General features: G+C 70.1%; 21 protein-coding genes. 16 read left to right on the top strand and 5 right to left on the bottom strand.

Going from position 1 to position 24,551, the window contains the following annotated elements; all coding sequences use genetic code 11:
- Positions 1 to 156: 156 nt before the first annotated feature.
- The 3 genes from AB0N06_RS01775 (at position 157) to AB0N06_RS01765 (ending at position 2,762) form a co-directional block, all read left to right on the top strand.
- Positions 157 to 1,482 (top strand): M20/M25/M40 family metallo-hydrolase, encoded by a 1,326-nt coding sequence (locus AB0N06_RS01775; RefSeq protein WP_366132796.1) that lies wholly within the window; start codon positions 157 to 159, stop codon positions 1,480 to 1,482.
- A gap of 152 nt (positions 1,483 to 1,634) precedes the next feature.
- Complete coding sequence (locus AB0N06_RS01770; protein WP_366132794.1) at positions 1,635 to 1,868, top strand: chaplin; 234 nt, start codon at positions 1,635 to 1,637, stop codon at positions 1,866 to 1,868.
- A gap of 138 nt (positions 1,869 to 2,006) precedes the next feature.
- Positions 2,007 to 2,762, top strand: coding sequence for a chaplin (locus tag AB0N06_RS01765; RefSeq protein ID WP_366132793.1), 756 nt, complete (start codon positions 2,007 to 2,009; stop codon positions 2,760 to 2,762).
- Positions 2,763 to 2,832: 70 nt separating this feature from the next.
- On the opposite strand, the gene AB0N06_RS01760 is transcribed toward AB0N06_RS01765, so the two are convergent.
- A complete protein-coding gene (locus AB0N06_RS01760) occupies positions 2,833 to 3,021 on the bottom strand; it encodes a DUF5703 family protein (RefSeq protein WP_366132792.1) in 189 nt (62 codons plus the stop codon).
- Between the two features lie 47 nt (positions 3,022 to 3,068).
- On the opposite strand from AB0N06_RS01760, the gene AB0N06_RS01755 reads away from it, so the two are divergent.
- Positions 3,069 to 3,728 (top strand): hypothetical protein, encoded by a 660-nt coding sequence (locus AB0N06_RS01755; protein WP_366132791.1) that lies wholly within the window; start codon positions 3,069 to 3,071, stop codon positions 3,726 to 3,728.
- A 215-nt stretch (positions 3,729 to 3,943) separates the two neighbouring features.
- On the opposite strand, the gene AB0N06_RS01750 is transcribed toward AB0N06_RS01755, so the two are convergent.
- Both AB0N06_RS01750 and AB0N06_RS01745 read right to left on the bottom strand, forming a co-directional pair.
- A complete protein-coding gene (locus AB0N06_RS01750; RefSeq protein ID WP_366132790.1) occupies positions 3,944 to 6,148 on the bottom strand; it encodes an ATP-dependent RecD-like DNA helicase in 2,205 nt (734 codons plus the stop codon).
- Entirely contained in the window at positions 6,145 to 7,128 is a 984-nt protein-coding gene (locus AB0N06_RS01745) for an aldo/keto reductase (RefSeq protein WP_366132789.1), read from the bottom strand. Before AB0N06_RS01745 ends, AB0N06_RS01750 begins: the two co-directional genes overlap by 4 nt.
- Positions 7,129 to 7,268: 140 nt before the next feature.
- Between AB0N06_RS01745 and AB0N06_RS01740 the strand changes: the two genes are divergently transcribed.
- Entirely contained in the window at positions 7,269 to 8,318 is a 1,050-nt protein-coding gene (locus AB0N06_RS01740; protein WP_366132788.1) for an LLM class F420-dependent oxidoreductase, read from the top strand.
- Positions 8,319 to 8,541: 223 nt separating this feature from the next.
- Positions 8,542 to 9,330 (top strand): ferritin-like domain-containing protein, encoded by a 789-nt coding sequence (locus AB0N06_RS01735; protein WP_366132787.1) that lies wholly within the window; start codon positions 8,542 to 8,544, stop codon positions 9,328 to 9,330.
- Between the two features lie 27 nt (positions 9,331 to 9,357).
- On the opposite strand, the gene corA is transcribed toward AB0N06_RS01735, so the two are convergent.
- On the bottom strand, positions 9,358 to 10,353 hold the full coding sequence (gene corA, locus AB0N06_RS01730) for a magnesium/cobalt transporter CorA (RefSeq protein ID WP_366132786.1): 996 nt from the start codon (positions 10,351 to 10,353) through the stop codon (positions 9,358 to 9,360).
- Between the two features lie 59 nt (positions 10,354 to 10,412).
- Between corA and AB0N06_RS01725 the strand changes: the two genes are divergently transcribed.
- The 5 genes from AB0N06_RS01725 (at position 10,413) to AB0N06_RS01705 (ending at position 17,219) form a co-directional block, all read left to right on the top strand.
- Positions 10,413 to 11,123: a histidine phosphatase family protein gene (locus AB0N06_RS01725; protein ID WP_366132785.1), complete on the top strand. Its 711-nt coding sequence runs from the start codon at positions 10,413 to 10,415 to the stop codon at positions 11,121 to 11,123.
- A gap of 106 nt (positions 11,124 to 11,229) precedes the next feature.
- Positions 11,230 to 11,820, top strand: coding sequence for a DUF3090 domain-containing protein (locus AB0N06_RS01720; RefSeq protein ID WP_030918365.1), 591 nt, complete (start codon positions 11,230 to 11,232; stop codon positions 11,818 to 11,820).
- Positions 11,784 to 12,629, top strand: a complete 846-nt coding sequence (locus tag AB0N06_RS01715; protein ID WP_366132784.1) for an SCO1664 family protein — start codon at positions 11,784 to 11,786, stop codon at positions 12,627 to 12,629. The genes AB0N06_RS01720 and AB0N06_RS01715 overlap by 37 nt, the downstream gene beginning before the upstream one ends.
- A 206-nt stretch (positions 12,630 to 12,835) precedes the next feature.
- Positions 12,836 to 14,065, top strand: coding sequence for a cysteine--1-D-myo-inosityl 2-amino-2-deoxy-alpha-D-glucopyranoside ligase (gene mshC, locus AB0N06_RS01710; protein ID WP_366132783.1), 1,230 nt, complete (start codon positions 12,836 to 12,838; stop codon positions 14,063 to 14,065).
- A gap of 109 nt (positions 14,066 to 14,174) precedes the next feature.
- A complete protein-coding gene (locus AB0N06_RS01705) occupies positions 14,175 to 17,219 on the top strand; it encodes an NPCBM/NEW2 domain-containing protein (protein WP_366132782.1) in 3,045 nt (1,014 codons plus the stop codon).
- 58 nt (positions 17,220 to 17,277) lie between these two features.
- Here AB0N06_RS01705 and AB0N06_RS01700 read toward each other — a convergent pair whose 3' ends face one another.
- Entirely contained in the window at positions 17,278 to 18,327 is a 1,050-nt protein-coding gene (locus AB0N06_RS01700; RefSeq protein ID WP_366132781.1) for a PAC2 family protein, read from the bottom strand.
- 255 nt (positions 18,328 to 18,582) lie between these two features.
- Between AB0N06_RS01700 and AB0N06_RS01695 the strand changes: the two genes are divergently transcribed.
- The 5 genes from AB0N06_RS01695 (at position 18,583) to AB0N06_RS01675 (ending at position 24,516) form a co-directional block, all read left to right on the top strand.
- Positions 18,583 to 19,923, top strand: a complete 1,341-nt coding sequence (locus tag AB0N06_RS01695) for an L-fuconate dehydratase (protein ID WP_366132780.1) — start codon at positions 18,583 to 18,585, stop codon at positions 19,921 to 19,923.
- Positions 19,923 to 20,702, top strand: a complete 780-nt coding sequence (locus AB0N06_RS01690; RefSeq protein WP_366132779.1) for an SDR family oxidoreductase — start codon at positions 19,923 to 19,925, stop codon at positions 20,700 to 20,702. The genes AB0N06_RS01695 and AB0N06_RS01690 overlap by 1 nt, the downstream gene beginning before the upstream one ends.
- A gap of 73 nt (positions 20,703 to 20,775) precedes the next feature.
- Positions 20,776 to 21,816: a sugar ABC transporter substrate-binding protein gene (locus AB0N06_RS01685; protein ID WP_366132778.1), complete on the top strand. Its 1,041-nt coding sequence runs from the start codon at positions 20,776 to 20,778 to the stop codon at positions 21,814 to 21,816.
- A 133-nt stretch (positions 21,817 to 21,949) separates the two neighbouring features.
- The gene (locus AB0N06_RS01680; RefSeq protein WP_366132777.1) at positions 21,950 to 23,467 is read left to right on the top strand and encodes a sugar ABC transporter ATP-binding protein; all 1,518 of its coding nucleotides are present in this window, start codon (positions 21,950 to 21,952) and stop codon (positions 23,465 to 23,467) included.
- Positions 23,464 to 24,516 carry an ABC transporter permease gene (locus AB0N06_RS01675; protein WP_366132776.1) on the top strand — a complete coding sequence of 351 codons (1,053 nt, stop codon included), beginning with the start codon at positions 23,464 to 23,466 and terminating at the stop codon, positions 24,514 to 24,516. The genes AB0N06_RS01680 and AB0N06_RS01675 overlap by 4 nt, the downstream gene beginning before the upstream one ends.
- Positions 24,517 to 24,551: the final 35 nt, after the last annotated feature.

Here is a 24,551-nt window from a genome sequence, read left to right as displayed (position 1 = left end):
GTTCCGACGTGGAAAACAATAGCAAACATTCGGGGGTGCTCGATCACTCCCCTGGCCGTGTGAACGGCGCGTGACGGGCGGCAGGCGCCCTTGGGTGTGCGGGCCGGGCGCGGGAGGATGTGGGGGAGCAGCAGGGTGAGAGTGGAAGGAAGCAGCGTGAGCGAGACGAACAAGGCCGGCAGCCCGTCCGGCGAGGACGAGGTCGTGGACCTCTGCCGTGAGCTGATCCGGATCGACACCAGCAACTACGGAGACCACTCCGGCCCGGGTGAGCGGGCGGCCGCCGAGTACGTCGCGGAGAAGCTCGCCGAGGTCGGGCTCGAACCGAAGATCTTCGAATCCCACAAGGGCCGTGCCTCGACCGTGGCCCGGATCGAGGGCGAGGACCCGTCCAGGCCCGCGCTGCTCATCCACGGGCACACCGACGTCGTCCCGGCCAATGCCCAGGACTGGACGCACCACCCGTTCTCGGGCGAGGTCGCGGACGGTTGTGTATGGGGACGCGGCGCCGTCGACATGAAGGACATGGACGCCATGACCCTCGCGGTCGTCCGTGACCGGATGCGCAGCGGCCGCAAGCCCCCGCGCGACATCGTGCTGGCCTTCCTCGCCGACGAGGAGGCCGGTGGTACGTACGGTGCGCGGTATCTCGTCGACAAGCACCCGGACCTCTTCGACGGCGTGACCGAGGCGATCGGCGAGGTCGGCGGTTTCTCCTTCACGGTCAACGAGAAGCTGCGGCTCTATCTCGTGGAGACGGCCGAGAAGGGCATCCACTGGATGCGGCTCACCGTGGACGGCACCGCCGGGCACGGCTCGATGACCAACGGCGACAACGCGATCACCGAACTCTGCGAGGCGGTCGGGAGGCTCGGCCGGCACACGTGGCCGGTCAGGGTCACCAAGACCGTACGGTCCTTCCTCGACGAACTGTCCGACGCGCTCGGCACCTCCCTCGACCCGGAGGACATGGACGCCACGCTCGCCAAGCTGGGCGGCATCGCCAAGATGATCGGCGCCACCCTCCGCAACTCAGCCGCCCCCACCATGCTCGGCGCCGGCTACAAGGTGAACGTGATCCCCGGCCAGGCCGTCGCCCACGTCGACGGCCGTTTCCTGCCCGGCTTCGAGGACGAGTTCCTGGCCGACCTGGACCGGATACTCGGCCCGCGGGTCAAGCGCGAGGACGTGCACAGCGACAAGGCGCTGGAGACCGGCTTCGACGGCTCCCTGGTGGACGCGATGCAGGTCGCGCTGAAGGCGGAGGACCCGATCGCCCGCGCCGTCCCGTACATGCTCTCCGGTGGCACGGATGCCAAGTCCTTCGCCGACCTCGGTATCCGCTGCTTCGGGTTCGCCCCGCTGAAGCTGCCGCCGGAGCTCGATTTCGCGGGCATGTTCCACGGTGTCGACGAGCGGGTACCGGTCGACGGCCTGCAGTTCGGTGCGCGGGTGCTCGACCGTTTCATCGACAACTGCTGAATTACCGCGCCCTGTTCCGCTGGTAATCGTCAGCATGTACGTACGTGACCGGAACGAGTGAAAGGGGTCATCGCCTCGTAGCCCGGTTACTTATTCCTCGTTACAGGTGATGCGGTCCGCGGCTGGGACCGCATTGCCAACTAGGAGGAATAATGATCAAGAAGATCGTCGCCGCTGCGGCAGTCACCGGTGGTCTGGTCATCGCGGGTGCGGGTATGGCCGCCGCCGACTCGGGCGCTCAGGGTGCCGCGGCCGGCAGCCCCGGTGTGATCTCGGGCAACACCATCCAGGTTCCCGTGCACGTGCCGGTGAACCTGTGCGGCAACACGGTCTCCGTGATCGGGCTGCTGAACCCCGCCTTCAACAACTCCTGCGCCAACTCGTGACGTTGTGCGTCAACCCGTAAGGGTTTGAGCCCGGTCGGCCCCGGAGCGCACGCCATGCGCTCCGGGGCCGCTGGGTATTTCGCCCCCGCACGGTCACGTCCGGGGGTAATCCGGAAGGTAGAAGGCAGGGAACAACCTATGCGACAGGTCACGCGTAAAGGCCTGATGTCCATGGCGGCAGCGGGCGGGGTGCTCGCGCTGAGTGGCGGATACGCACACGCCGACGCGGGAGCGGCCGGCGACGCGTCGAATTCCCCGGGGTTGCTGTCGGGGAATTCGGTGGAGATCCCGGTCGACGTCCCGGTCAACGTATGCGGTAACGCCGTGAGTGTTGTCGGACTGCTCAATCCGGCGGCCGGAAACGCTTGTGGAAACACTTCGGGAAACAGTGCCTCGGGGCGGCACGGCTCGGGTGCGCAAGCATCGGGCCGCCACGCAGCGGCCGACCGCGGCATGGGCGACCTGACCCGCGAGTACCGCGCCGGAACGGGCAAGCACCGGGCCGGAGGCAACGGAAGCGTCAGCGGCGCCACGGCCGAGGGGTACGCGACCGGGTCGCCCGGCATCCTGTCGGGCAACACCATCCAGGTCCCCGTCGACGTCCCCGTGAATGCCTGCGGGAGCAGTGTCACCATCGGCGGACCGCTCGGCTCCGCAACCGGTAGCACGTGCGAGAACGACCCCGTGAGTACGCCCCCGGTGGACGTTCCGGTCACCCCGCTCACCCCCGAGAAGCCCGAAGTGCCCGGACCGCGAGGCGTGCCGAACGCGCCCGAGCCCCAGCTCGCCCACACCGGAGCGGGCGGGTTCGACCTGCTGGTCCCAGCGGGCGCGGGTCTGCTGCTGGCGGGCGCGGGTACGGTGCTGTACCGCCGCTCCCGTATGGCCGCATAACAACGGACTGCGGCACCGGGACAGGCCGGACGAAGACGAGCGGGCCCCGCGGATGCGGGGCCCGCTCGTCTCACCAGGTGGCGCGCATCTGGCGAATGATCCGCCGACGCAGCCGCACCCTGCGGCTGCCGTCACGGCGCAGCGTCAATCGGTCCAACTCCCAGTGGCCGTACTCGGCATGGTCGGTCAGCAGGCGGGCGGTTTCCTTCCGGGAGACCCCGCGCGGTACGTACACATCGACAAATTCGTATTCCGGCATCGCATCTATTGTGCGGGCAGAGGCTGTCTACGGATAGCGTCTGCACTATGTCTGATGCTGCGCAGCCCACCGCTGCCGAGGTACGCGCCGCCGCCGATGCAGTCAAAGCCGCGCTCGACCATCACCTCGCGGCGGTCGAGCGCCGGTCCGGGGACGACGACCCCGCCGTCTATGAAGCGTTCAATGCACTCGCCGCTGCGGCCGAGGTCTACGACGAACTCCTCTACGACCGCTACGACGAGGTCACTCCCTTCGAGATCCCCGGCGCCGACGACTCCCTGCCGCCGTACAGCGGTCCCGAGGAGCCGAAGGCGCTCAGCGTGCTGATCCGCCGCGACTACGCGGTGGTGGAGCCTTCCCGGCTGCTCGCCCAGACGCAGCGGATCGCCAACCCGGACCCGGACGGCCGCGCCAACGGGACCGGGGCCGTGGTCGGCGCCAGTGTCCATGCGGCGCTCGGCGTGCTCTTCGGTGAGTACGAACCGGACGAGATTGCCTCCCGGCACCAGGAGTTCGGCTTGGAGGAAGGCGACTCCACGCTCTGGGTCGCCGCGGCGGAAGAGCTTCCTGAGCCGGGGGAGTGGCTCAGTGCCCCGTTCGACGAAGCCGACCCTCAACTGGTGGTGTGCCGCTTCGACGTCAGTTCCGTCTTTGACGAGGACGAACTCGACGAGGAGCTGGACGACCTGGCGGCCGACAGTTCCTGACCGTGTGCTGTCGGTGACAGGAGCCGTCGCCGGTGCCCCGCCCCAGGGCACCGGCGACGCACCGGACGCCGCGCGACCGCCCTTCGGGCGGCGGCGGCAGTTCGACGCGTTGTCTTCAGTCGCCCGAGTACGCCCAGTACGAGGACGATCCTCCGCCTTGCGATGCACCGCACCGGACGCCGCAGGCTGATCCACGAAGATCGACGGGACAGGACCTAGGCGGTGACCGTCTGCTGCGCCTCCAGCAGGGCGCGCAGCCGGGTCGTGCGGTTCTGGGACGGAGGCAGGGCCACCGCGCGCGGCAGCGCCTGATCCACCCCGTGCACCACGGAGAGATGCCGCTCGCCACGGCTGAACGCGGTGTACACCCAGGACCGGCTCAGTCCCTGAGCCGCGTCACCGGGCAGCACGACGACGACCGCGGGCCAGCGCATCCCGGCCGCCTGGTGGGCGCTGAGGGCCCAGCCGTGGCGCACGGTCGACTCCACCCGCTCCTGCGGTACGACGACCGGCGTGCCCGCACAGTCCAGATGCAGTCCCTCGGCGTCGGCCGAGACGACCGTCCCGGGCACGGTCCTGCCGGGCGTCGGGACGTGTACGACCCGGTCCCCCAGGTCGAAGCCGCCGAACCGACCGGGACCGGGGTTGAGACGCTGCTTGAGTGCCGCGTTCAGCGTGCGGGTGCCCGCCGATCCGCCGTGCCCGACGGTGATCACCTGGGTGTCGGCCGACGGGACGCCGATCGCACGCGGCACCGAGTCGGCGACCAGTTGCACGGTGCGGTGCACCGCCTCACCGGCGTCCTGCACGGGGACGATCACCACCTCCTTGCCGGGGGCCGCCACCTGGTTCAGCTCGCCGATTCCGATCCCGGAGACCAGCTCGCCGATCGGACCGGGATCCGGCGTACGGGATACGACCTGCGGGCAGGCGTGGGCGGCCAGGACGTCCGCGAAGACCCGCCCCGCACCTGCCGAGCCCAGCACCCCCGGGTCGCCGCTGAGCACCAGCCGGGCGCCGTCGGGGAGGGACTCCACCACAATCGCGGCGGTCTCCACGTCCAGCTGCGGGGCGTCCAGCACGACCAGCAGATCGACGGCGATCGCCCCGTCCGCGTCCCGGCCGGGGCCCTCCGCGCCGGAGAGCAGCCCGGCGAGGGTGACGGCCGCCGACGGCTCGTCGAGCGCCTCGGCCAGCCGCCGTCTGCCGTCCACGCTGTGGGTGGTGCCGAGGGCCCGCAATCCGAGGGTGCGGGCTGCGACGATCAGCGCGGCGGGTTCCGCCCGCGCCGCGTCGCCGCCCGTGTGCGCGACCAGGCCGCCGGCCGCGACCGCACGGATCAGCTCGGCCGCCGACGGTGAACCGGCGGCCGCGGCGGCCTCCGACCAGTCGGCGTCCTTCTCGCAGGCGTTGACCAGTCGGGCCAGGCCGTCGGCGAGGCTCTCCTCGGCCAGCGCGTACCGCTCGAGACCGAACAGCACCTGAGTCGGCTCCTGCCCGGCCCCGTCCGCCGCCTCGTCCACGGGCTCTGCATCCACGTCCGCGTCCTGGTCGTCCGGAGCGTCCTGGAAGACCAGCACGACGCCCTCGGCGACGGCGTGCCGCACGGCCGCCTCCGGGTCGGTCACCGCACGCTCGGCGAGCGCGGCACGCACCGCCGACGTGTCCAGCGCGGTGTCGCCCTGCAGTGCGGCGCGCTCCAGCAGCCAGCCGACCAGCGCCGCCGTCCGCCGCTCGTCGTCCGGACCGCACGCGGCGCCCAGCAGCGCCCTTGCGAAGCCGTCCGCCTGTTCGGGCCGGACGGTGGGTACGGCCAGTAGCTGCCATGGGTCCGCGCGCAGCACGTCGGCCGCCGGCGCGCCGAGCGTCTCCGCCGCCGGCAGCGCCAGGGTTTCGGGTGCCCCACCCTCCGCCAGGACGGCTGTCACCGCGGCCACGGCCTCCGGAGAGGCACCCTGCGGTGCGAACACCGGCTCGGGTTCCCGGGGGCGTACCGGCGCGGGAGCGGCGCGGCGCGGTGCCGGTGCGGGCGAGTCGAAGAACGCGGCGCCGGGCTTCTCGCCGCTCTCCACGGCCCGCACCGCCGCCAGCAGATCGGCGGCCTGCCCGCTCAGCTTGGCGCCCGCGGCGATCGGGCCCTGCTTCTCGGCCTTGCGCTTCTCGATCCGCTCCCGCAGTTCCCGCTGGGCGGCCAGCTCGGCTTCGGCCTCCGAGAGCGCGGCGGCAGCGGGCGCCGCCCCGACGTCCGTCACGCCGACCGCATCCGTCGTGTCGGCTCCCTCCGGGGCCGCCGGCTCCGCTGTCCCGTCCGTCTCCTCCGCCTCGCTCGGGGCGGGTACGGCGGCAGCGGAGCCGACGACGTCGGTGTCGTCGTCGGCGGCCGAGGGGCCGGGGGATTCCCCCCGGGGAAGCGCAGTCACAGCGTGCTCCAGTCCTGGTCGGGATAGCGGTGCACGGGCGCCGACACATCGTCGAGCGCCTGGCAGATCTCGTCAGGAAGACTAAGTGCCTCCACTGACAATGCCTCCGTGAGCTGCCGCGCGTTGCGCGCGCCGACGATCGGGGCCACCACTCCGGGACGGTCCCGCACCCAGGCGAGAGCCACCTGCAACGCCGTCGTGGCCAGCCCGTCGGCCGCCGTCGCCACCGCGTCCACGATGCGGCTCGCCGGGTCGTCGAGATACGGCTCGACGAACGGGGCCAGCAGTTCGGAGGCGCCGCGCGAGTCGGCCGGGGTGCCCGTGCGGTACTTGCCGGTCAGCACCCCGCGGCCCAGGGGCGACGACGGCAACAGCCCCACGCCCAGATCGAGTGCGGCGGGCAGCACCTCGCGCTCCACGCCCCGCTGCAGCAGTGAGTACTCCATCTGCGTACTGGCCAGCCGGGTGCGCGCCCCGGGCGAGGCGAGCTGCCAGGTCGCCGCCTTGGCGAGCTGCCAGCCGCAGAAGTTCGACACCCCGACGTACCGTGCGCGCCCGGTGGACACCGCCAGCTCCAGCGTCTGAAGGGTTTCCTCCAGCGGAGTCACCGGGTCGAAGGCGTGGAGCTGCCACAGATCCACGTAGTCCGTACCGAGCCGTTCCAGCGAGGCGTCCAGTGCGGCCAGCAGATGACCACGCGAGCCGTCGAAGCGGCGGTACGGGTCGGCCACGCTGCCCGCCTTCGTCGCGATGACCAGATCGCGCCGCGGCACCAGACCCTCGACGAGCCGCCCCAGCAGATATTCGGCCTCCCCGCCGCCGTACACATCGGCCGTGTCGACCAGTGTGCCGCCCGCCTCCCAGAAGGCCTTCAGCTGTTCGGCAGCGTCGTGCTCGTCGGTGTCCCGGCCCCAGGTAAGGGTGCCGAGCCCGATCCGGGACACTCGAAGGCCGGTGCGGCCGAGATGCCTCTGCTCCATGGGCGCTGAGATTACTGGCCAGAGCCCCACGGGGAGGAAGCCTGTGGACAACCCGGGGTCAAGTCGCCCCTGCCGGATCAGGGTGGTGCGCGCTAGAGTCCGGACCACAGGGACGTTACTGATCAGTAAGGGGAGAGCTTATGCGGCTCGGCATCAATCTCGGCTACTGGGGCGCGGGAATGGACGGCGACAACCTCGCCGTCGCCCAGGAGGCCGACCGGCTCGGCTACGACGTCTGCTGGGCGGCCGAGGCGTACGGCTCCGACGCGCCGACCGTGCTCACCTGGGTCGCCGCCCAGACCGAGTCCATCGACGTCGGCTCCGCGATCATGCAGATCCCGGCCCGCCAGCCCGCCATGACGGCGATGACCGCCGCCACCCTCGACTCGCTCTCCGGCGGCCGGTTCCGTCTCGGCCTCGGTGTGTCGGGACCGCAGGTCTCCGAGGGCTGGTACGGCGTCAAATTCGACAAGCCGCTGGCCCGCACCCGGGAGTACGTGGAGATCGTCCGCCGGGCAATGTCCCGCGAGCGGCTCTCGTACGAGGGCGAGCACTGGACGCTTCCGCTGCCGGACGGTTCCGGCAAGCCCATCAAGCTCACCGTCCACCCGCAGCGCGAGCACATTCCGCTCTACATCGCCGCGATCGGCCCGAAGAACCTGGAGCAGACCGGCGAGATCGCCGACGGCGCGCTGCTGATCTTCCCGTCCGCCGACCATCTCGAGGACACCGCGGTGAAGCACCTGCGGGCGGGCCGCGAGAAGGCCGGGAAGACCATGGACGGCTTCGACGTCTGCCCGACGCTGCCGCTCGCCATCGGTGACGACATCAGCGGACTCGCCGACATGTTCCGCCCCTACACCGCGCTGTACGTCGGCGGCATGGGCAGCCGCAAGCAGAACTTCTACAACCAGCTCGCCCAACGCATGGGATACGAGAAGGAAGCCGCCGAGATCCAGGACAAATACCTGTCCGGTGACAAGACCGGCGCCGCCGCCGCCGTACCGCACCAGCTGATCGACCAGACCACGCTGCTCGGTTCGGTCGAGCGCATCGCGGAGCGCATGCAGGCCTACGCCGCCGCCGGTGTCACGACCCTGACCCTCGCTCCGGCCGGTTTCACCCGCGAGGAGCGGATCTCCGCGCTGCGCGCCGGTACGGACGCGCTGGAGCGGTCCGGCCTGGCCTAACCGCCCCCGATGGCCGGTCGCTCTTAACCGCCCGCGGGCAGCACTACGGCCGTGGTGGGGGCTCGGGGGTCCTCCCCGCCACGGCCGTTACGCAGCACAACGCGCCCGGCCCCCATAGGTTACGTGGCACCCGTTCGGCCCTGCCGGAGATGCCTCCTGTTGCCTGCTCTCCCATGCCGCATTTGAATTTCCTTCTGCGGACACCGGTACGGAGGCGCCAGCGATGCTCTCGGCAAAGAACCTGTTCCAGGAGATTCTCGACAACGACGAGTCGTTCCGGCTCTTCTGTTCGATCGCCGCAGGTGGCGAGAGTCAGGGCGGCTGGGAGAACGGCCGCATCGCGGCCTTGGCCCCCGAGAGCCAGCGCGCCCTCGTTCCCAAGATCGTCCGGCACGGCGCCGACGAGGACAAGCACGGCCGGATCTTCCGCGCCCTGCTGAAAAAGCGCGGGCTGCGGCCGACCGAGGTGCCGCACGAGACGGACTACACGATGCTGCTGGAGAAGCACGGCATCGGCCTCGCCCACGAGCAGCTGATACGTGACGAGCCGCTCTCCGAGCCCGACATCGTCACGTATCTGGCGCACAGCCGGGTCACCGAGCAGCGCGCCTCCGAACAGATGAAAACGCTCCACAGGTATTTCGCCGACCACCCCGACGTGGGCCGTGCGGTGAAGATGATCTCGAACGACGAGGACAACCACCTGGCGTACTGCCACGAAGAGCTGCTCCGCCTCGCCCGCGCCGGACACGGCCGGACGATCCAGCGCATCCTGCGCGAGTGCGCCCTCGCCGAGATCCGGGTGTACCGCGATGTCAGCCTCGCCGTGATGGCCCACATGGGCCGCATCCTGGGCTGGTCCAGGGCCAGGGCGGCGGTGCTCGCCGTGGGGATCCACGGCGTCTACGCGTACGAACGGCTCGTCGGCTGGCGGCGCATGGTCAGCCTGGAACCGCCCGAGCGGCGCGACGCGCTGGGCGGCCCGGCGATACCGGAGCCCGAGTACGCCTGAGCTGCGCCTTCGGCGGGCAGCCCGACGTCAGAGCCAGCCGTGGTGCTTGAACAGGCGGTACAGGCCGAAGACCGCGCAGCCCATCAGTCCGATCACCGTCGGGTAGGCCCACGCCCAGCGCAGCTCCGGCATGTGCTCGAAGTTCATGCCGTAGATCCCCGCCACCATCGTCGGTACGGCCGCCATGGCCGCCCACGCCGAGATCGTCCGCATGTCGTCGTTCTGCCGCAGCCCCGTCTGCGCCAGATGCGCGGAGAGGATGTCGGAGAGCAGCCGGTCCAGCCCCTCCACGTGCTCGTTGGCGCGCGTCAGATGGTCGCTCACGTCCCGGAAGAACGGCTGCGAGTGCTCGTCGACGAACGGCACGGTGGCGCCTGCCAGCCGGACCATGGGCGCGTTCAGCGGGCCGGTGGCCCGGCGGAACTCCAGCACCTGCCGCTTGAAGGTGTAGATGCGTGACGCGATGTTCTTGGTGTCGATGGTGCTGCTCGGTGAGAACACCTCGGTCTCCAGTTCCTCCAGGTCGATCTGGAGTTCCGCGGCCACATCGATGTAGTGGTCGACGACGGCGTCGCTGACCGCGTACAGGACCGAGGTGGGGCCGTGCCCCAGCACCTCGGGATCGGCCTCCAGCCGGCGGCGTACCTCGGCGAGCGGCGCGCCCTCCCCGTGCCGGACCGTCACGACGAACGAGTCGCCTATGAAGATCATCAGCTCGTCGGTGGTGACGGTGTCGTTCTCGGGTTCGTACACCACCGGCTTGATGACCGCGAAGAGGGAGTCGTCGTACACCTCCAGCTTCGGCCGCTGGTGCGCGCACAGCGCGTCCTCGACGGCCAGTGGATGCAGCCCGAACTCGCTGCTGACGAGGTCGAACTCCTCCTCCGTGGGCTCGTGCAGCCCGATCCAGAGAAACGCGTCCCCGGTGGCCCGTGCCTCGTCGAGGGCATCGGAGAAGTCGGCAGGTCCGTCGGTGCGACGCCCGTCCCGATAAATCGCGCAATCCACAATCACGGCGCGCATTCTCCCCTGCTCCGGTTCCCGGCGCATCTCTCGAGGGACATCGGCCTACGCTGGCCCGTATGCCCACCCTGATCCTCGTACGCCACGGACGCTCCACCGCCAACACGGCCGGGGTGCTCGCCGGCCGGACCCCCGGTGTCGCGCTCGACGAGCGCGGCGTCGCGCAGGCCGCCGCGCTTGTCCAGCGGCTGGCCTCCCTGCCCCTCGCCGCCGCCGTCAGCAGCCCGCTGCAACGCTGCCGGGAGACGCTGCAGCCGCTGCTCGACGCCCGGCCGGGGCTGTCGCTGCACACAGAGGAGCGGATCAGCGAATGCGACTACGGCGACTGGTCGGGGCGCAAACTCGCGGAGCTCACCGACGAGCCGCTGATGTCCGTCGTGCAGCAGCACCCCTCGGCCGTGGCCTTTCCCGGCGGTGAGTCGATGCGGGCGATGCAGGCGCGCGCCGTCGAGGCCGTACGGGAGTGGAACACCCGGATCGAGGCCGAGCACGGTGACGGCGCGGTGTACGTGATGTGCTCGCACGGCGACATCATCAAGTCCGTCGTCGCCGACGCGCTCGGGATGCATCTCGACCTCTTCCAGCGGATCCAGGCCGAACCCTGCTCGGTCACCGCGATCCGCTACACACGGCTGCGGCCCTTCCTGCTGCGGCTCGGCGACACCGGGGACTTCGCGTCGCTGGAGCCGCACGAGGAGAGCGCCGGCGCGGCCACGGATACGGAAGCAGGTACGGACGCGGTGGTCGGTGGCGGCGCTGGGGCGCCGTGATCGCTCCGCGCAGTAGGGTGGACGCGCCGTAGGCGCCCTTCCCTCCGGGACTCTCCTGGAACCCGGCCGCCCCTCATTTGCCGTCAATTCTCAAGGGAGACAGGACGTGTCCCGTCAGGTGTTCCTCTACGACCCCCCGGACCGTTTCGTGGCCGGTACGGTCGGGCTGCCTGGACGCCGTACGTTCTTCCTGCAGGCTTCCTCAGGCGGACGTGTCACCAGCGTGGCCCTGGAGAAGACCCAGGTCGCCGCGCTTGCCGAGCGGATCGACGAACTGCTCGACGAGGTCGTGCGGAGGACCGGCGGGAACTCGCCGGTGCCCGCAGTGGCCCCGATGGACGTCACCGACACCGCTCCGCTCGACGTGCCCGTCGAGGAGGAGTTCCGGGTCGGGACGATGGCTCTCGCCTGGGACGGCGAGGAGCAGCGCATGATCGTCGAGGCGCAGGCCCTGGTCGAGCTGGACGCGGACTCCGACGACGATCTCGCGGAGGCCGAGGAACGGATGCTGCAGGACGAGGAGAACGGTCCGCCGATGCTTCGGGTCCGGCTCAGCGGCGCGCAGGCGCGGGCGTTCGCCAAGCGCGCCCTGGACGTCGTGAACGCCGGCCGTCCGCCGTGCCCGCTGTGCAGCCTGCCGCTCGACCCGGAAGGACACGTATGCCCGCGCCAGAACGGATACCGACGGGGAGCCTGACGGACACCCGGCTGATCACCCTGCTCGCCGAGGGACAGCTCACCGTCCGCGGTCAGATCCGTGACGCGTCCAATGCGGTGCTCTACTGCACGGTCGCGTACGAGGGCGAGGAGCGCACCTGCGTATACAAGCCCGTCGCCGGGGAGCAGCCGCTGTGGGACTTCCCCGACGGCACGCTCGCCGGGCGCGAGGTCGCCGCGTACGAGATCTCCGAGGTGACGGGATGGGGGCTGGTGCCGCCGACCGTGCTGCGGGACGGGCCGTACGGGGAGGGCATGTGCCAGCTGTGGATCGAGGCGCCCTCGGAGGCATCCGCGGACGGTGAGCCTCCGCTGCTGGCACTCGTCGAGGACGAGGAGCCCGGGGACGGGTGGAAGGCCGTCGCCCAGGCCGAGGTGGGCGAGGGGAGGACGGCTCTGCTGGTGCACGCGGACGATCCGCGGCTGCGGCGGCTGGCAGTCCTCGATGCGGTGATCAACAACGCCGACCGGAAGGGCGGGCACCTGCTGCCGGCGCCGGACGGCCGGCTGTACGGCATCGACCACGGAGTGACGTTCAATGCGGACGACAAGCTGCGGACGCTGCTCTGGGGGTGGGCGGGGGAACCGCTGACGGCCGAGGCCGTCGATGTGCTGGACCGGCTGGCGGAAGAGCTGGCGCCGGGGACGGCGCTGGTCACCCGACTGACGGAGCTGATCACTGCGGCGGAGATCGATGCGTTGCGGGGGCGGGTGGAGGCGCTGCGGGTGACGGGGCGGCACCCGGGGCCGAGTGGCGGGTGGCCCGCGATTCCCTGGCCACCGGTGTGACGGCCGGGGGCCGTTGTGCCGTCCGAGGCGGCCTGTGGGCCTCATACGGGCCGTCCGGCGGCGGAGGCCGCAGGCCGGGGCAGAGCCGCGGTTCCGGGAAGCGGCGGGGCGGGGGAGCGGGCACCGCGGAAGCGCAAGACCGTCTCTCCGGCCAGGATCCCGTATCCGGTTCGTATCCGGAAGCAACGTCCGGTTACGCTCATGACATGCATGCCTGGCCCGCTTCTGAGGTCCCCGCCCTGCCTGGCAAGGGCCGCGACCTTCGGATCCACGACACCGCGACCGGTGGACGGATCACCCTTGACCCCGGTCCCGTCGCCCGCATCTACGTCTGCGGCATCACGCCGTACGACGCGACCCACATGGGTCATGCGGCGACCTACAACGCGTTCGACCTCGTTCAGCGCGTGTGGCTCGACACCAAGCGTCAGGTTCACTACGTCCAGAATGTGACCGACGTGGACGATCCGCTGCTGGAGCGGGCCGTGCGCGACGGTCAGGACTGGACCGAGCTCGCCGAGCGCGAGACGGCACTCTTCCGCGAGGACATGACCGCCCTGCGCATGCTTCCGCCGAAGCACTACATCGGCGCGGTGGAGGCGATACCCGGCATCGTCCCGCTCGTCGAACGGCTCCGGGACGCCGGTGCCGCCTACGAGCTCGACGGAGACGTGTATTTCTCCGTCGAGACCGACCCGCACTTCGGCGAGGTGTCCAACCTGGACGCCGAGGCGATGCGGCTGCTCTCCGCAGAGCGCGGGGGCGACCCGGAGCGCGCGGGGAAGAAGAACCCGCTCGACCCGATGCTCTGGATGGCCGCCCGCGAGGGTGAGCCGAGCTGGGACGGTGCCTCGCTCGGTGCCGGCCGGCCCGGCTGGCACATCGAGTGCGTGGCCATCGCCCTGGACCACCTCGGCATGGGCTTCGACGTCCAGGGAGGCGGGTCCGACCTCGCCTTCCCGCACCACGAGATGGGCGCCTCGCATGCCCAGGTGCTGACCGGCGAGCACCCGTTCGCCCAGGCGTACGTGCACGCCGGCATGGTCGCTCTGGACGGCGAGAAGATGTCCAAGTCCCGGGGCAACCTGGTCTTCGTGTCGACGCTGCGCCGCGACGGCGTGGATCCGGCCGCGATCAGGCTGGCGCTGCTCTCGCACCACTACCGGTCGGACTGGGAGTGGACCGACCAGGTGCTCGCCGACGCCGTCGAGCGGCTCGCGCGGTGGCGTTCCGCCGTCTCGCGGCCCGACGGACTGTCCGCCGACGCCCTCGTCGAAGAGGTCCGTGAGGCCCTCGCCGACGACCTGGACGCACCGGCCGCTCTGGCCGCCGTGGACCGCTGGGTCGAGCGCCAGAACGCCGAGGGCGGTACGGACGAGGGTGCACCGGGCCTCGTCTCGCGCACCGTCGACGCGCTGCTCGGTGTCGCGCTGTAACAACCCGTCTTCCTCCGCCTGTCGGCCGGCCTCGGACTTCCCTACGAAGTTCGGGGCCGGCGCCGTTTTGTCCATGGTCAAATGCTCGCGGTTGCGCTAAAAGCACTCTATGCAATCATCAACGCGCATCAGAATGGTGGCAGTTGCAGCTCTGCTGGGACTGGCCACCGTGTTTGCGGGACCCGGCAGCGCACAGGCCGAACCCGCCGCGCCCGAGGCCACGACGGTCGGTGATCTGAGCGGTTTCTCCGCCGACGGGTCCGTCTACCACCTCAGAGCCGGCTCCGCCGAGGCCAAGGTCAGCTTCGTCACCGACGAGACCTTCCGTATCGAACTCGCCCCGGACGGTACGTTCTCCGACCCGACCGGCGACGACATCGTCCTGCCGCAGGGCGCCCCGCCGCACACCCGGTGGAACGAGAAGAGCGACCGGTACGAGCTGTCCACCGACAGCGTCACGCTGCGCGCCTACAAGTCGCCGCTGCGCTTCGAACTCCACCGGGCCGACGGCAGCCTGGTCTGGTCCGAGGCCAAGGGGCTGAGCTGGGACGGGAAGCGCACCACCCAGACGCTGGCCCGCGGCGCAGACGAGCAGTTCTACGGCGCCGGCATGCAGAACGGGCGCGGTAACACCTCGCACCGTGACAAGACCGTCGAGGTCGGCGTCGACTACAACTGGAACGACGGCGGTCACCCCAACTCCGTGCCGTTCTACCTCTCCTCCGCCGGGTACGGCGTCTTCCGCAACACCTACGCGCCCAACACCTACGCGTTCACCGACCCGGTGACCACCAGCGCGAAGGAACAGCGCTTCGACGCCTACTACTTCGCCGGCGACGACGCCAAGGACGTCATCGGGCAGTACACGAAGCTCACCGGCAAGCCCTTCCTGCCGCCCGTGTACGGGATGGAGATCGGCGACTCCGACTGCTACCTGCACAATGCCAACCGCGGTGAGCGCCACACCCTGGATGCCCTGAAGGTCGCCGACGGTTACGTCGAGCACGACATGCCGAACGGCTGGATGCTCGTCAACGACGGCTACGGCTGCGGCCACGAGGACCTCGCCGAGACCACCAAGGGTCTCCAGGACCGCGGCATGCAGCTCGGCCTGTGGACCGAGGACGGCATCGACAAGATCGCCGACCAGGTCAAGGCGGGCCAGCGGGTCGCCAAGCTGGACGTCGCCTGGGTCGGCGCGGGCTACAAGTTCGCGCTGGACGGCTGCAAGGACGCGTACAAGGGCATCGAGGACAACAGCGACGCCCGCGGCTTCACCTACGCCCCGGAGAGCTGGGCGGGCGCGCAGCGTTGCGGCGTCCAGTGGTCCGGTGACCAGTCCGGCACCTGGGACTACATCCGCTGGCAGATCCCGACCTACGCGGGTGCCACGATGTCCGGACTCGCCTACACGACGGGCGACGTCGACGGCATCTTCGGCGGCAGCGCCAAGACGTACACCCGTGATCTCCAGTGGAAGATGTTCCTGGGCACCACGATGACGATGGACGGCTGGGCGGCCAGCGACAAGCAGCCCTTCCGTTACGGCGAGCCCTACACCTCCATCAACCGCGACTACCTCAAGCTCAAGGAGTCGCTGCTGCCGTACCAGTACTCGTACGCGCACGAGGCGACCAAGACCGGCGTCGGCATGGTCCGCCCGCTCGTCCTCGAATACCCGGACGACCCGAAGGCCGCGACGGACGCGGCGAAGTACGAGTTCATGTCCGGCGAGGACTTCCTGGTCGCACCCGTCTACCGGGACAGCACCCACCGCGACGGGATCTATCTGCCGAAGGGCACCTGGATCGACTACTGGAGCGGCCGCACCTACCAGGGGCCCACCACCGTCGACAACTACAGCGCCCCGCTCGACACCCTTCCGCTCTTCGTGAAGGCCGGAGCCAGTGTGCCGATGTGGCCGGGCATCCGCTCGTACCAGGACCGGACCGCCGACTCCTCGCTGGCCTGGGACATCTACCCGCAGGGGGCGTCCTCCTTCACGCTGTACGAGGACGACGGTGTCACCCGGCAGCACCGCGACGGCAGGTACGCCACCCAGCGGGCGGATGTCGACGCACCCGTCCGGGGCGCGGGCGACATCACCGTGAACATCGGTGCGAGCAAGGGGGACTTCACCGGAAAGCAGAGCAGGCGGCCGTACGAGTTCAGCGTGCACACCGGGTCCGCGCCGAGCGCGGTGAAGCTCGACGACAAGCTGCCCCGGCTGGGTTCCGCGGCCGCGTACAAGACCGCGAAGCAGGGCTGGTGGTACGACCGGGACGACCGCGGCGGAGTCGTGAAGATCAAGACCGCGCCGCTCTCCACCGGCGAGAAGTTCCGTGTGAAGCTGGAGGACACCAGCGCTGTCGGCGGGAAGAACGCGGCCGCCACGGCCGTCGTCTCCGCGCCGGACGGGCAGGAGGTCGGGGCGGGCGTCGCGGGCACGGTGGCCGTCGATGTCACCGCGGGCAGCGCCGATGTGACGGACGCCGCGGTCAGCCTGGACGTCCCCGAGGGCTGGCAGGTCACCCCGGCGAACACCGTGGACCGGATCCCGGCGGGCACCACCCGGCGGGTCGAGGTGGCGGTCACCCCGGCGAAGGGCGCCGCGGGCGAGGCACGGATCACCGCGCTCGCCCGTTACCGGGCGGCGGGTGAAGCCCGTACCGCCGTCCAGCGGTTCGCGGCAGCGGTGATGCCCGAGCCGCCGACCGCCGACACCTGGGCGAGCGACATGGTGTGGCTGAAGTCGACCAACGGCTACGGCCCGGCCGAACGCGACCGCAGCAACGGCGAGTCGGGCGCGACCGACGGACACACCCTCACCCTCGCCGGGAAGACCTACGCGAAGGGGATCGGCAGCCACGCCGACTCCGACATCGAGGTCTATCTCGGCGGACGCTGCACCACGTTCACCGCGGACGCCGGGATCGACGACGAGATCAACGGCTACGGCGAAGTGGCGTTCTCCGTCGAGGCGGATGGCAAGGTGCTGTGGACCTCGCCGAAGGTGACCGGGGCATCGGCCACCGTGCCGGTCGATGTGGACGTCACCGGTGCGCGCCACGTGCATCTGAAGGTCACCGACACCAACGGATCCAAGACCGGTGATCACGGGGACTGGGCCGCGGCGCGCTTCAGCTGCTCCTGAGCGGCCGGCTCACCAGCGGTGCGCCGGGCGGGTCGAGTGCCCACCCGGCGCACCGTCGTCAGTCATCCGATGAATCTTCGGAGTCGTTGTCGTCGTCGGAGGGTTGCTCCTGAGTGGGCTCACCAGAGGCTCCCGGTCGTGTCCCCGTCTCCGGCCGCGACGGCTTCGGCGGCCTGGTGCGGCCGCTCGACGTGTCGCGCAGATACGAGGCGTCGCCGCCCTCCGTCGCATGCCCGCCCGGCGCCTGGCCCGGTCCGGAGCCCGGGCCGGTGTCCCGGCGCCGCAGATACCGCTCGAACTCCCGGGCGATGGCTTCGCCCGTCGCCTCGGGAAGCTCGGCGGTGTCCCGGGCTTCCTCCAGCGTCTGCACGTACTCCGCCACTTCGCTGTCCTCGGCGGCCAGTTGATCGACCCCGAGCTGCCAGGCCCGCGCGTCCTCGGGCAGTTCGCCCAGCGGGATGCGCAGTCCGAGCAGGTCCTCCAGGCGGTTCAGCAGCGCCATGGTGGCCTTCGGGTTGGGCGGCTGCGACACGTAGTGCGGGACGGCCGCCCAGAGGCTCACCGCGGGCACACCCGCATGCGTGCACGCCTCCTGAAGGATGCCGACGATGCCCGTCGGTCCCTCGTACCGGGTCTCCTCCAGATCCATGGTCCGTGCCAGATCCGGGTCGGAGGTGACTCCGCTGACCGGCACCGGACGGGTGTGCGGGGTGTCGCCGAGCAGCGCGCCCAGCACCACCACCATCTCGACGCCCAGCTCATGGGCGAAGCCCAGGATCTCGTTGCAGAACGAGCGCCAGCGCATCGACGGCTCGATACCGCGGACCAGGACGAGATCACGGGGCTTGTCCCCACCGATACGGACCACGGAGAGCCGTGTGGTGGGCCAGGTGATCTTGCGTACCCCGCCGTCCAGCCAGACCGTCGGCCGGTTGACCTGGAAGTCGTAGTAGTCCTCGGCGTCGAGCGCCGCGAACACCTCGCCCTTCCACTCCCGGTCCAGGTGCGCGACCGCTGTGGAGGCGGCGTCACCTGCGTCGTTCCACCCCTCGAACGCGGCCACCATGACCGGGTCGATCAGCTCGGGAACCCCCGCGAGCTCGATCACCCAGGCCTCCTTCCGAAGTTCCCTTGTGTACGAACCAACCTTACGGCGTCGGGGCGCCATCGCCGCAGCCCCTGTCCATGGCCGGGTGAACCCGACCCCAGGGGGTGCATCACGGCCCAACCAGGGCACCGGCCTCCGAATTCATCCGAGCTGTGTCGGGTCAATTTCGGCTCAACTCTGGACGTTGGTGCCTTCGTGCCGCTATACATCGGATGACCAGAACAGAGGTCCGATGTTATTCCCCTGGGGGCGCACATGAGTCAGACCGTCACGGACTTCGAGGTCCACGACATCCGTTTCCCGACCTCGGAGCAACTGGACGGCTCGGACGCCATGAACCCCGATCCCGACTACTCCGCCGCCTACGTCGTACTGCGTACGGATGCCCCGGACGGCTCGGACGACGACGGAGCCGGTATCGAGGGTCATGGCTTCTGCTTCACCATCGGGCGCGGCAACGAGGTGATGGCGGCCGCGATCGACGCGCTGCGCCCGTACGTGGTCGGCCGCCCGGCCCCCCGTACCGCCGCCGATCTCGGCGCGCTGTACCGCGAGCTCACCCATGACTCGCAACTGCGCTGGCTCGGCCCGGAGAAGGGTGTGATGCACATGGCGGCGGGCGCGGTCGTCAATGCCGCCTGGGACCTGGCCGCGAAGCAGGCGGGCAGACCCGTCTGGCAGTTCCTCGCCGAAATGACCCCGGAGGAGCTCGTCTCCCTCGTCGATTTCCGCTATCTCACCGATGTCCTCACCCCGGACGAGGCCCTCGAGATCCTCCGGACGGCCGAACCGGGCCGCGCCGGGCGAGCCGAACGGCTGCGTGCCGAGGGCTACCCCGCGTACACCACGTCGCCCGGCTGGCTCGGCTACGCCGACGACAAACTGGTCCGACTGGCGAAGGAGGCCGTCGCGGACGGCTTCACCCAGATCAAGCTGAAGGTCGGCGGAGACCTCGGCGACGACGTCCGCCGGCTCTCCCTGGCCCGCGAGGCCGTCGGACCGGACATCAGGATCGCCGTCGACGCCAACCAGCGGTGGGACGTCGCCGACGCCGTGGAGTGGATGACCGCGCTCGCGCCGTTCGACCCACACTGGATCGAGGAGCCGACCAGCCCCGACGACATCCTCGGGCACGCCGCAGTCCGGGCCGGGCAGCCGGTCAAGGTCGCCACCGGTGAACACGTCGCCAACCGCGTCGTGTTCAAGCAGCTGCTCCAGGCCGGCGCCGTCGACTTCGTCCAGATCGACGCGGCGCGCGTCGCGGGCGTCAACGAGAACCTGGCGATCCTGCTGCTCGCCGCCAAGTTCGGCGTACCGGTCTGCCCGCACGCGGGCGGCGTCGGACTGTGCGAACTGGTGCAGCATCTGTCGATGTTCGACTACGTGGCGGTCTCCGGCAGCTGGGAGAACCGCGTGATCGAGTACGTCGACCACCTCCACGAACACTTCGTCGACCCGACCGTGATCGAAGGGGGCCGCTACGTCGCCCCGAGCTCCCCGGGCTTCTCCGCCCGGATGCTCCCCGACTCGATCGCCGCGCACCGTTACCCGGAGGGCCCCGTATGGCGCCGCCGCACGCCCGAGGAGGCCAACTGATGACCGTCACAAGCGACTTCGAGGGGATGTCCGCCCTGGTGACGGGCGGTGCCTCCGGTATCGGGGCCGCCGTCGCGACGCTGCTGCTGGAACGCGGCGCGCGCGTGGCCGTGCTCGACCGGGAGACCGCGGGCGCCCCCGAGGGCACCCTCGCTGTGAAGGCGGACGTCACCGACGACGACGCCGTGCGCGAGGCGGTCGACCGGGCAGCCGCCGAACTGGGCTCGCTGCACACCGTCGTGTCCAACGCTGGCATCGGCTCGATCGGTACCGTCGAGGACAACGCCGACGAGGAGTGGACCCGGGTCCTGGACATCAATGTCCTCGGCATGGTCCGCACCGCCCGGCACGCCCTGCCCCATCTGCGGCGTGCGGCGGCCGACCGGCCCGGCGCCGTCTCGATCACCCACACCTGTTCCATCGCGGCGACCGCCGGACTGCCGCAGCGCGCCCTGTACAGCGCCAGCAAGGGCGCGGTGTTCTCGCTGACCCTCGCCATGGCCGCCGATCACGTCCGCGAAGGCGTCCGCGTCAACTGCGTCAACCCCGGCACCGCCGACACCCCGTGGATCGGCCGGCTCCTCGGCCAGGCCGACGACCCGGCCGCCGAACGCGCCGCACTCAACGCGCGCCAGCCGCTGGGACGACTCGTGTCGGCCGACGAGGTCGCCGCCGCGATCGTCTACCTCGCCAGCCCCGCCGCCGCCTCCGTCACGGGCACGGCGCTCGCGGTCGACGGCGGAATGCAAGGCCTGCGCCTGCGGCCCGCCGGCAACTGATCCACCCCACCGAACCCGAGCCGCACCACCCAACCGAGCACCGAGCCAGTACTCCACGAAGGACGGGACATCAATGAGAGTGCGTACGACGAGTGCGGCAGCCTGCGCCGTGCTGCTGGCCGTCACTGCCCTCGCGGGCTGCAACCGCGAGTCCACCGATGACGGCGCGGGCGCCGGGAAGGTCGGTATCGACCTGCCGCGCAGCGACAGCGACTTCTGGAACTCGTACCAGAACTACGTCGAGAAGGGCGTCAAGTCGGGTGAGGTCAAGGCACTGCCCCTGACCAACTCGCAGAACGACATCGGCAAGCTCGTCGCCAATGTCCAGACGTTCACCGACCAGGGCGCCAAGGCCGTCGTGATGGCCCCGCAGGACACCGGCGCCATCGCCGAGTCGCTGAACTCGCTGAACGACAAGAAGATCCCGGTCATCAGCGTCGACACCCGCCCCGACAAGGGCAACGTCTACATGGTCGTCCGCGCCGACAACAAGGCGTACGGAACCAACGCCTGCAAGTACCTCGGCGAGCAGCTGAAGGGCAAGGGCAAGGTCGTCGAGTTCCAGGGCGACCTGTCCTCGATCAACGGCCGCGACCGGTCCGAGGCGTTCAAGGCCTGCATGGACAAGGACTACCCGGGCATCAAGGTCTTCGAGCTGGCCACCGACTGGAAGGGCGATGTCGCGTCGGCCAAGCTCCAGTCCACGCTCGCCGCGAACCCCGACATCAACGGCATCTACATGCAGGCCGGCGGTGTCTTCCTGCAGCCGACCCTCGCGCTGCTGGAGCAGAAGAAGCTGCTGAAGCCGGCCGGTACGGCAGGCCACATCACGATCATCTCCAACGACGGCATCCCGGAGGAGTTCGACGCCATCAGGGCGGGCAAGATCGACGCGACGATTTCGCAGCCCGCCGACCTGTACGCGAAGTACGCGCTGTACTACGCCAAGGCGGCCCTGGACGGCAAGACCTTCAAGGAAGGCCCGACCGACCACGACTCGAACATCATCAAGATTCCCCATGGTTTCGAGGACCAGCTTCCCGCGCCCCTGGTGACCAAGGACAACGTGGACGACCCGAAACTGTGGGCCAACCAGCTAGAGAAGAAGAGCTAGCCGTGACTCCTCCCTCTCGTTGCCGAGAGGGCTTCCCTCTCGGCAACGAAGAGCCGAGACGCGGGCAAGCCCTGACCGCCGCCCGAGGGCAGGGCACTGACATCACTACAGCGCTTCGCTGAGAAGGGGTCTGATGGAAAAGGCACCACCTGCCGTAGAGGCGGAAGGCGTCGTCAAACGCTTCGGGCCCACCGTGGCGCTCGACGGTGTGCAGCTCACGGTGTGGCCCGGGGAGTCCCATGCCCTCGTCGGCCGTAACGGCGCGGGCAAGTCCACGCTGGTCAGCGTCCTGACGGGGCTGCACAAGGCGGACGCGGGCACGGTCCGCTTCGGCGGGGAGCCGGCACCCGCCTTCGGGGACACCACGGCCTGGCAGTCGAAGGTCGCGTGCGTCTACCAGAAGTCCATGGTCGTCCCCGATCTGACCGTCGCCGAGAACCTCTTCCTCGGCCGGCTGGACGACGAGTCGCGGTGGATCAGCTGGGGGAGGCTCCGCAGGCGTGCGGAGCAGCTCCTCGCCGAGTACGGGGTCCAGGTCGACCCCAACACCCGGGCCAGGGATCTGGCCGTGGAGCAGCGGCAGTTCGTCGAGATCGCCCGGGCGCTGTCCTTCGGCGCCCGGCTGATCATCCTCGACGAACCGACCGCCCAGCTCGACGCCCGTGGCATCGGGCGGCTGTTCGACAAGCTCAGGGAGCTGCAGAGCCAGGGAGTGGCGTTCCTGTTCATCTCCCACCATCTGCAGGAGGTGTACGACCTGTGCACCGCGGTCACCGTCTACCGTGACGCCCGCCACGTCCTGACCGCCCCGATCGCCGACCTCACCAAGACCGAACTGGTCACGGCGATGACGGGCGAGAAGGGCAGCGGACCCGCCGCCTGGCACGCGGGCGGTGACAGGGCAGCGGTACGTGACGTGTCGGCGGAGCCCGTCCTGCGCGCCGAAGGACTCTCCCTGGAGGGCCAGTTCGAGCCGCTGGACCTCCAGGTCCGCCCCGGCGAGGTGCTCGGTCTCGCCGGATCCGCGGCCAGCGGCAACACCGCGCTCGGTGAGGCGCTCGCCGGGATGCGGAAGGCCGGCGGCACGGTCTACGTACACGGGAGGACGGTGCCGTCCGGCAGCGTGCCGCACGCGCTGGACGCCGGGATCGGATACATCCCCGAGGACCGGCACGACCAGGGCCTCGTCCTGGGACGCAGCGTCGCCGAGAACGCCACCCTCACGGTCACCGACCAGCTCGGCCCATGGGGGACCGTACTGCCCTCCCGCACCCGGGAGTTCGCACGGGCGATGATCGAGTCGCTGGACATCAAGACACAGGGACCCGAACAGCCCGTCGCCGGGCTGTCGGGCGGCAACCAGCAGAAGGTCGTGGTCGCCCGCGCACTGGCCCGGAAGCCGAGCGTGCTCGTCGCGGTCCGGCCCACCGCGGGTGTGGATGTCAAGTCCAAGGACTCGCTGCTCGGAGTCGTCCGGCGGGTCGCCGACGAGGGCAATGCCGCAGTCGTCGTCTCGGACGAGCTGGACGATCTGCGGGTCTGCGACCGGGTGCTCGCCCTGTTCCATGGGCGCGTGGTCGCAACGTTCGGAAGCGGGTGGACCGACGGGGAACTCGTCGCCGCCATGGAAGGTGTGGGGGAAAGGGAATGACCGGCACGATACGGCCGTCGACGGCCGACGACATCAACGGGGGACTCAGGGGCGGGTTCGGCGACGACAGCCCGCTGAGCCGGCTCAAGTTGATCCGGTGGAGCGACTTCTCGCTGGTGCCGGTGATCCTGGTGCTGATGGTGATCGGCTTCATCGTCTCGCCGGTCTTCCTCACCTCCGACAACCTGATCAGCGTAGTCCAGCAGTCCTCCGAACTCAGCCTGCTGGTCCTCGGCCAGGCCCTGATCCTCATCTGCGGACGGATGGACCTGTCGCTGGAGTCGACGATCGGCATCGCGCCCGTCGTCGCCATGTGGCTGGTGCTGCCTACCGAAGGCGGCCGCTTCGCCGGCCTCGGCCTGCTGCCCACCTGGTCGGCGATCCCGCTCTGCCTGCTGGTGGGGCTCGCGATCGGTGCGATCAATGGCTTCCTGATGCTGAAGCTGCGGGTCAACGGCTTCATCGCCACCCTCGGCATGCTCACCATGCTGCGCGGACTCCACATCGGCATCACCGAGGGCAAGTCCATCACCGACGTCCCGGAGTCGTTCCGCTACCTCGGCAAGAGCGAGTGGCTCGGCGTACCGGCCGCGGTCTGGATCTGCCTGGTGCTCTTCGCGATCGGCGGCGCGGCGCTGGCCTGGCTGCGCCATGGGCGTTCGCTGTACGCGATCGGGGGCAATCCGGAAGCGGCGCGGGCCGCGGGCATCCGGGTCGACCGGGTCACCTGGATCGTGCTCGCCATCGGCGGTCTGCTGGCGGCCTTCGCGGGCATCCTCTACACCGGCCACTACGGGGCGGTCGCCGCGACCCAGGGCAACGGCTGGATCTTCCAGGTGTTCGCCGCAGCGGTCATCGGCGGCATCAGCCTCAAGGGCGGTCGTGGCACGCTGTTCGGTGCGCTGACCGGCGTACTGACGCTGCAGCTGGTGGTCAATGTGATGACTCTCGGCGGCGTCCCGGCGCTGTGGAACCAGTTCCTCAACGGCGCGATCATCATCGTCGCCCTGGTCATCTCGCGCTTCGCGAGCGGCGAGAAGCAGGACTGAACCGGGGCCCGTGCGGGCCGGTGCGCGGAACCCTC

It is taken from the genome of Streptomyces sp. NPDC051020 (assembly GCF_040683105.1).
Lineage (GTDB): Bacteria > Actinomycetota > Actinomycetes > Streptomycetales > Streptomycetaceae > Streptomyces.
This window is presented reverse-complemented; position numbering and strand designations above follow the sequence as displayed.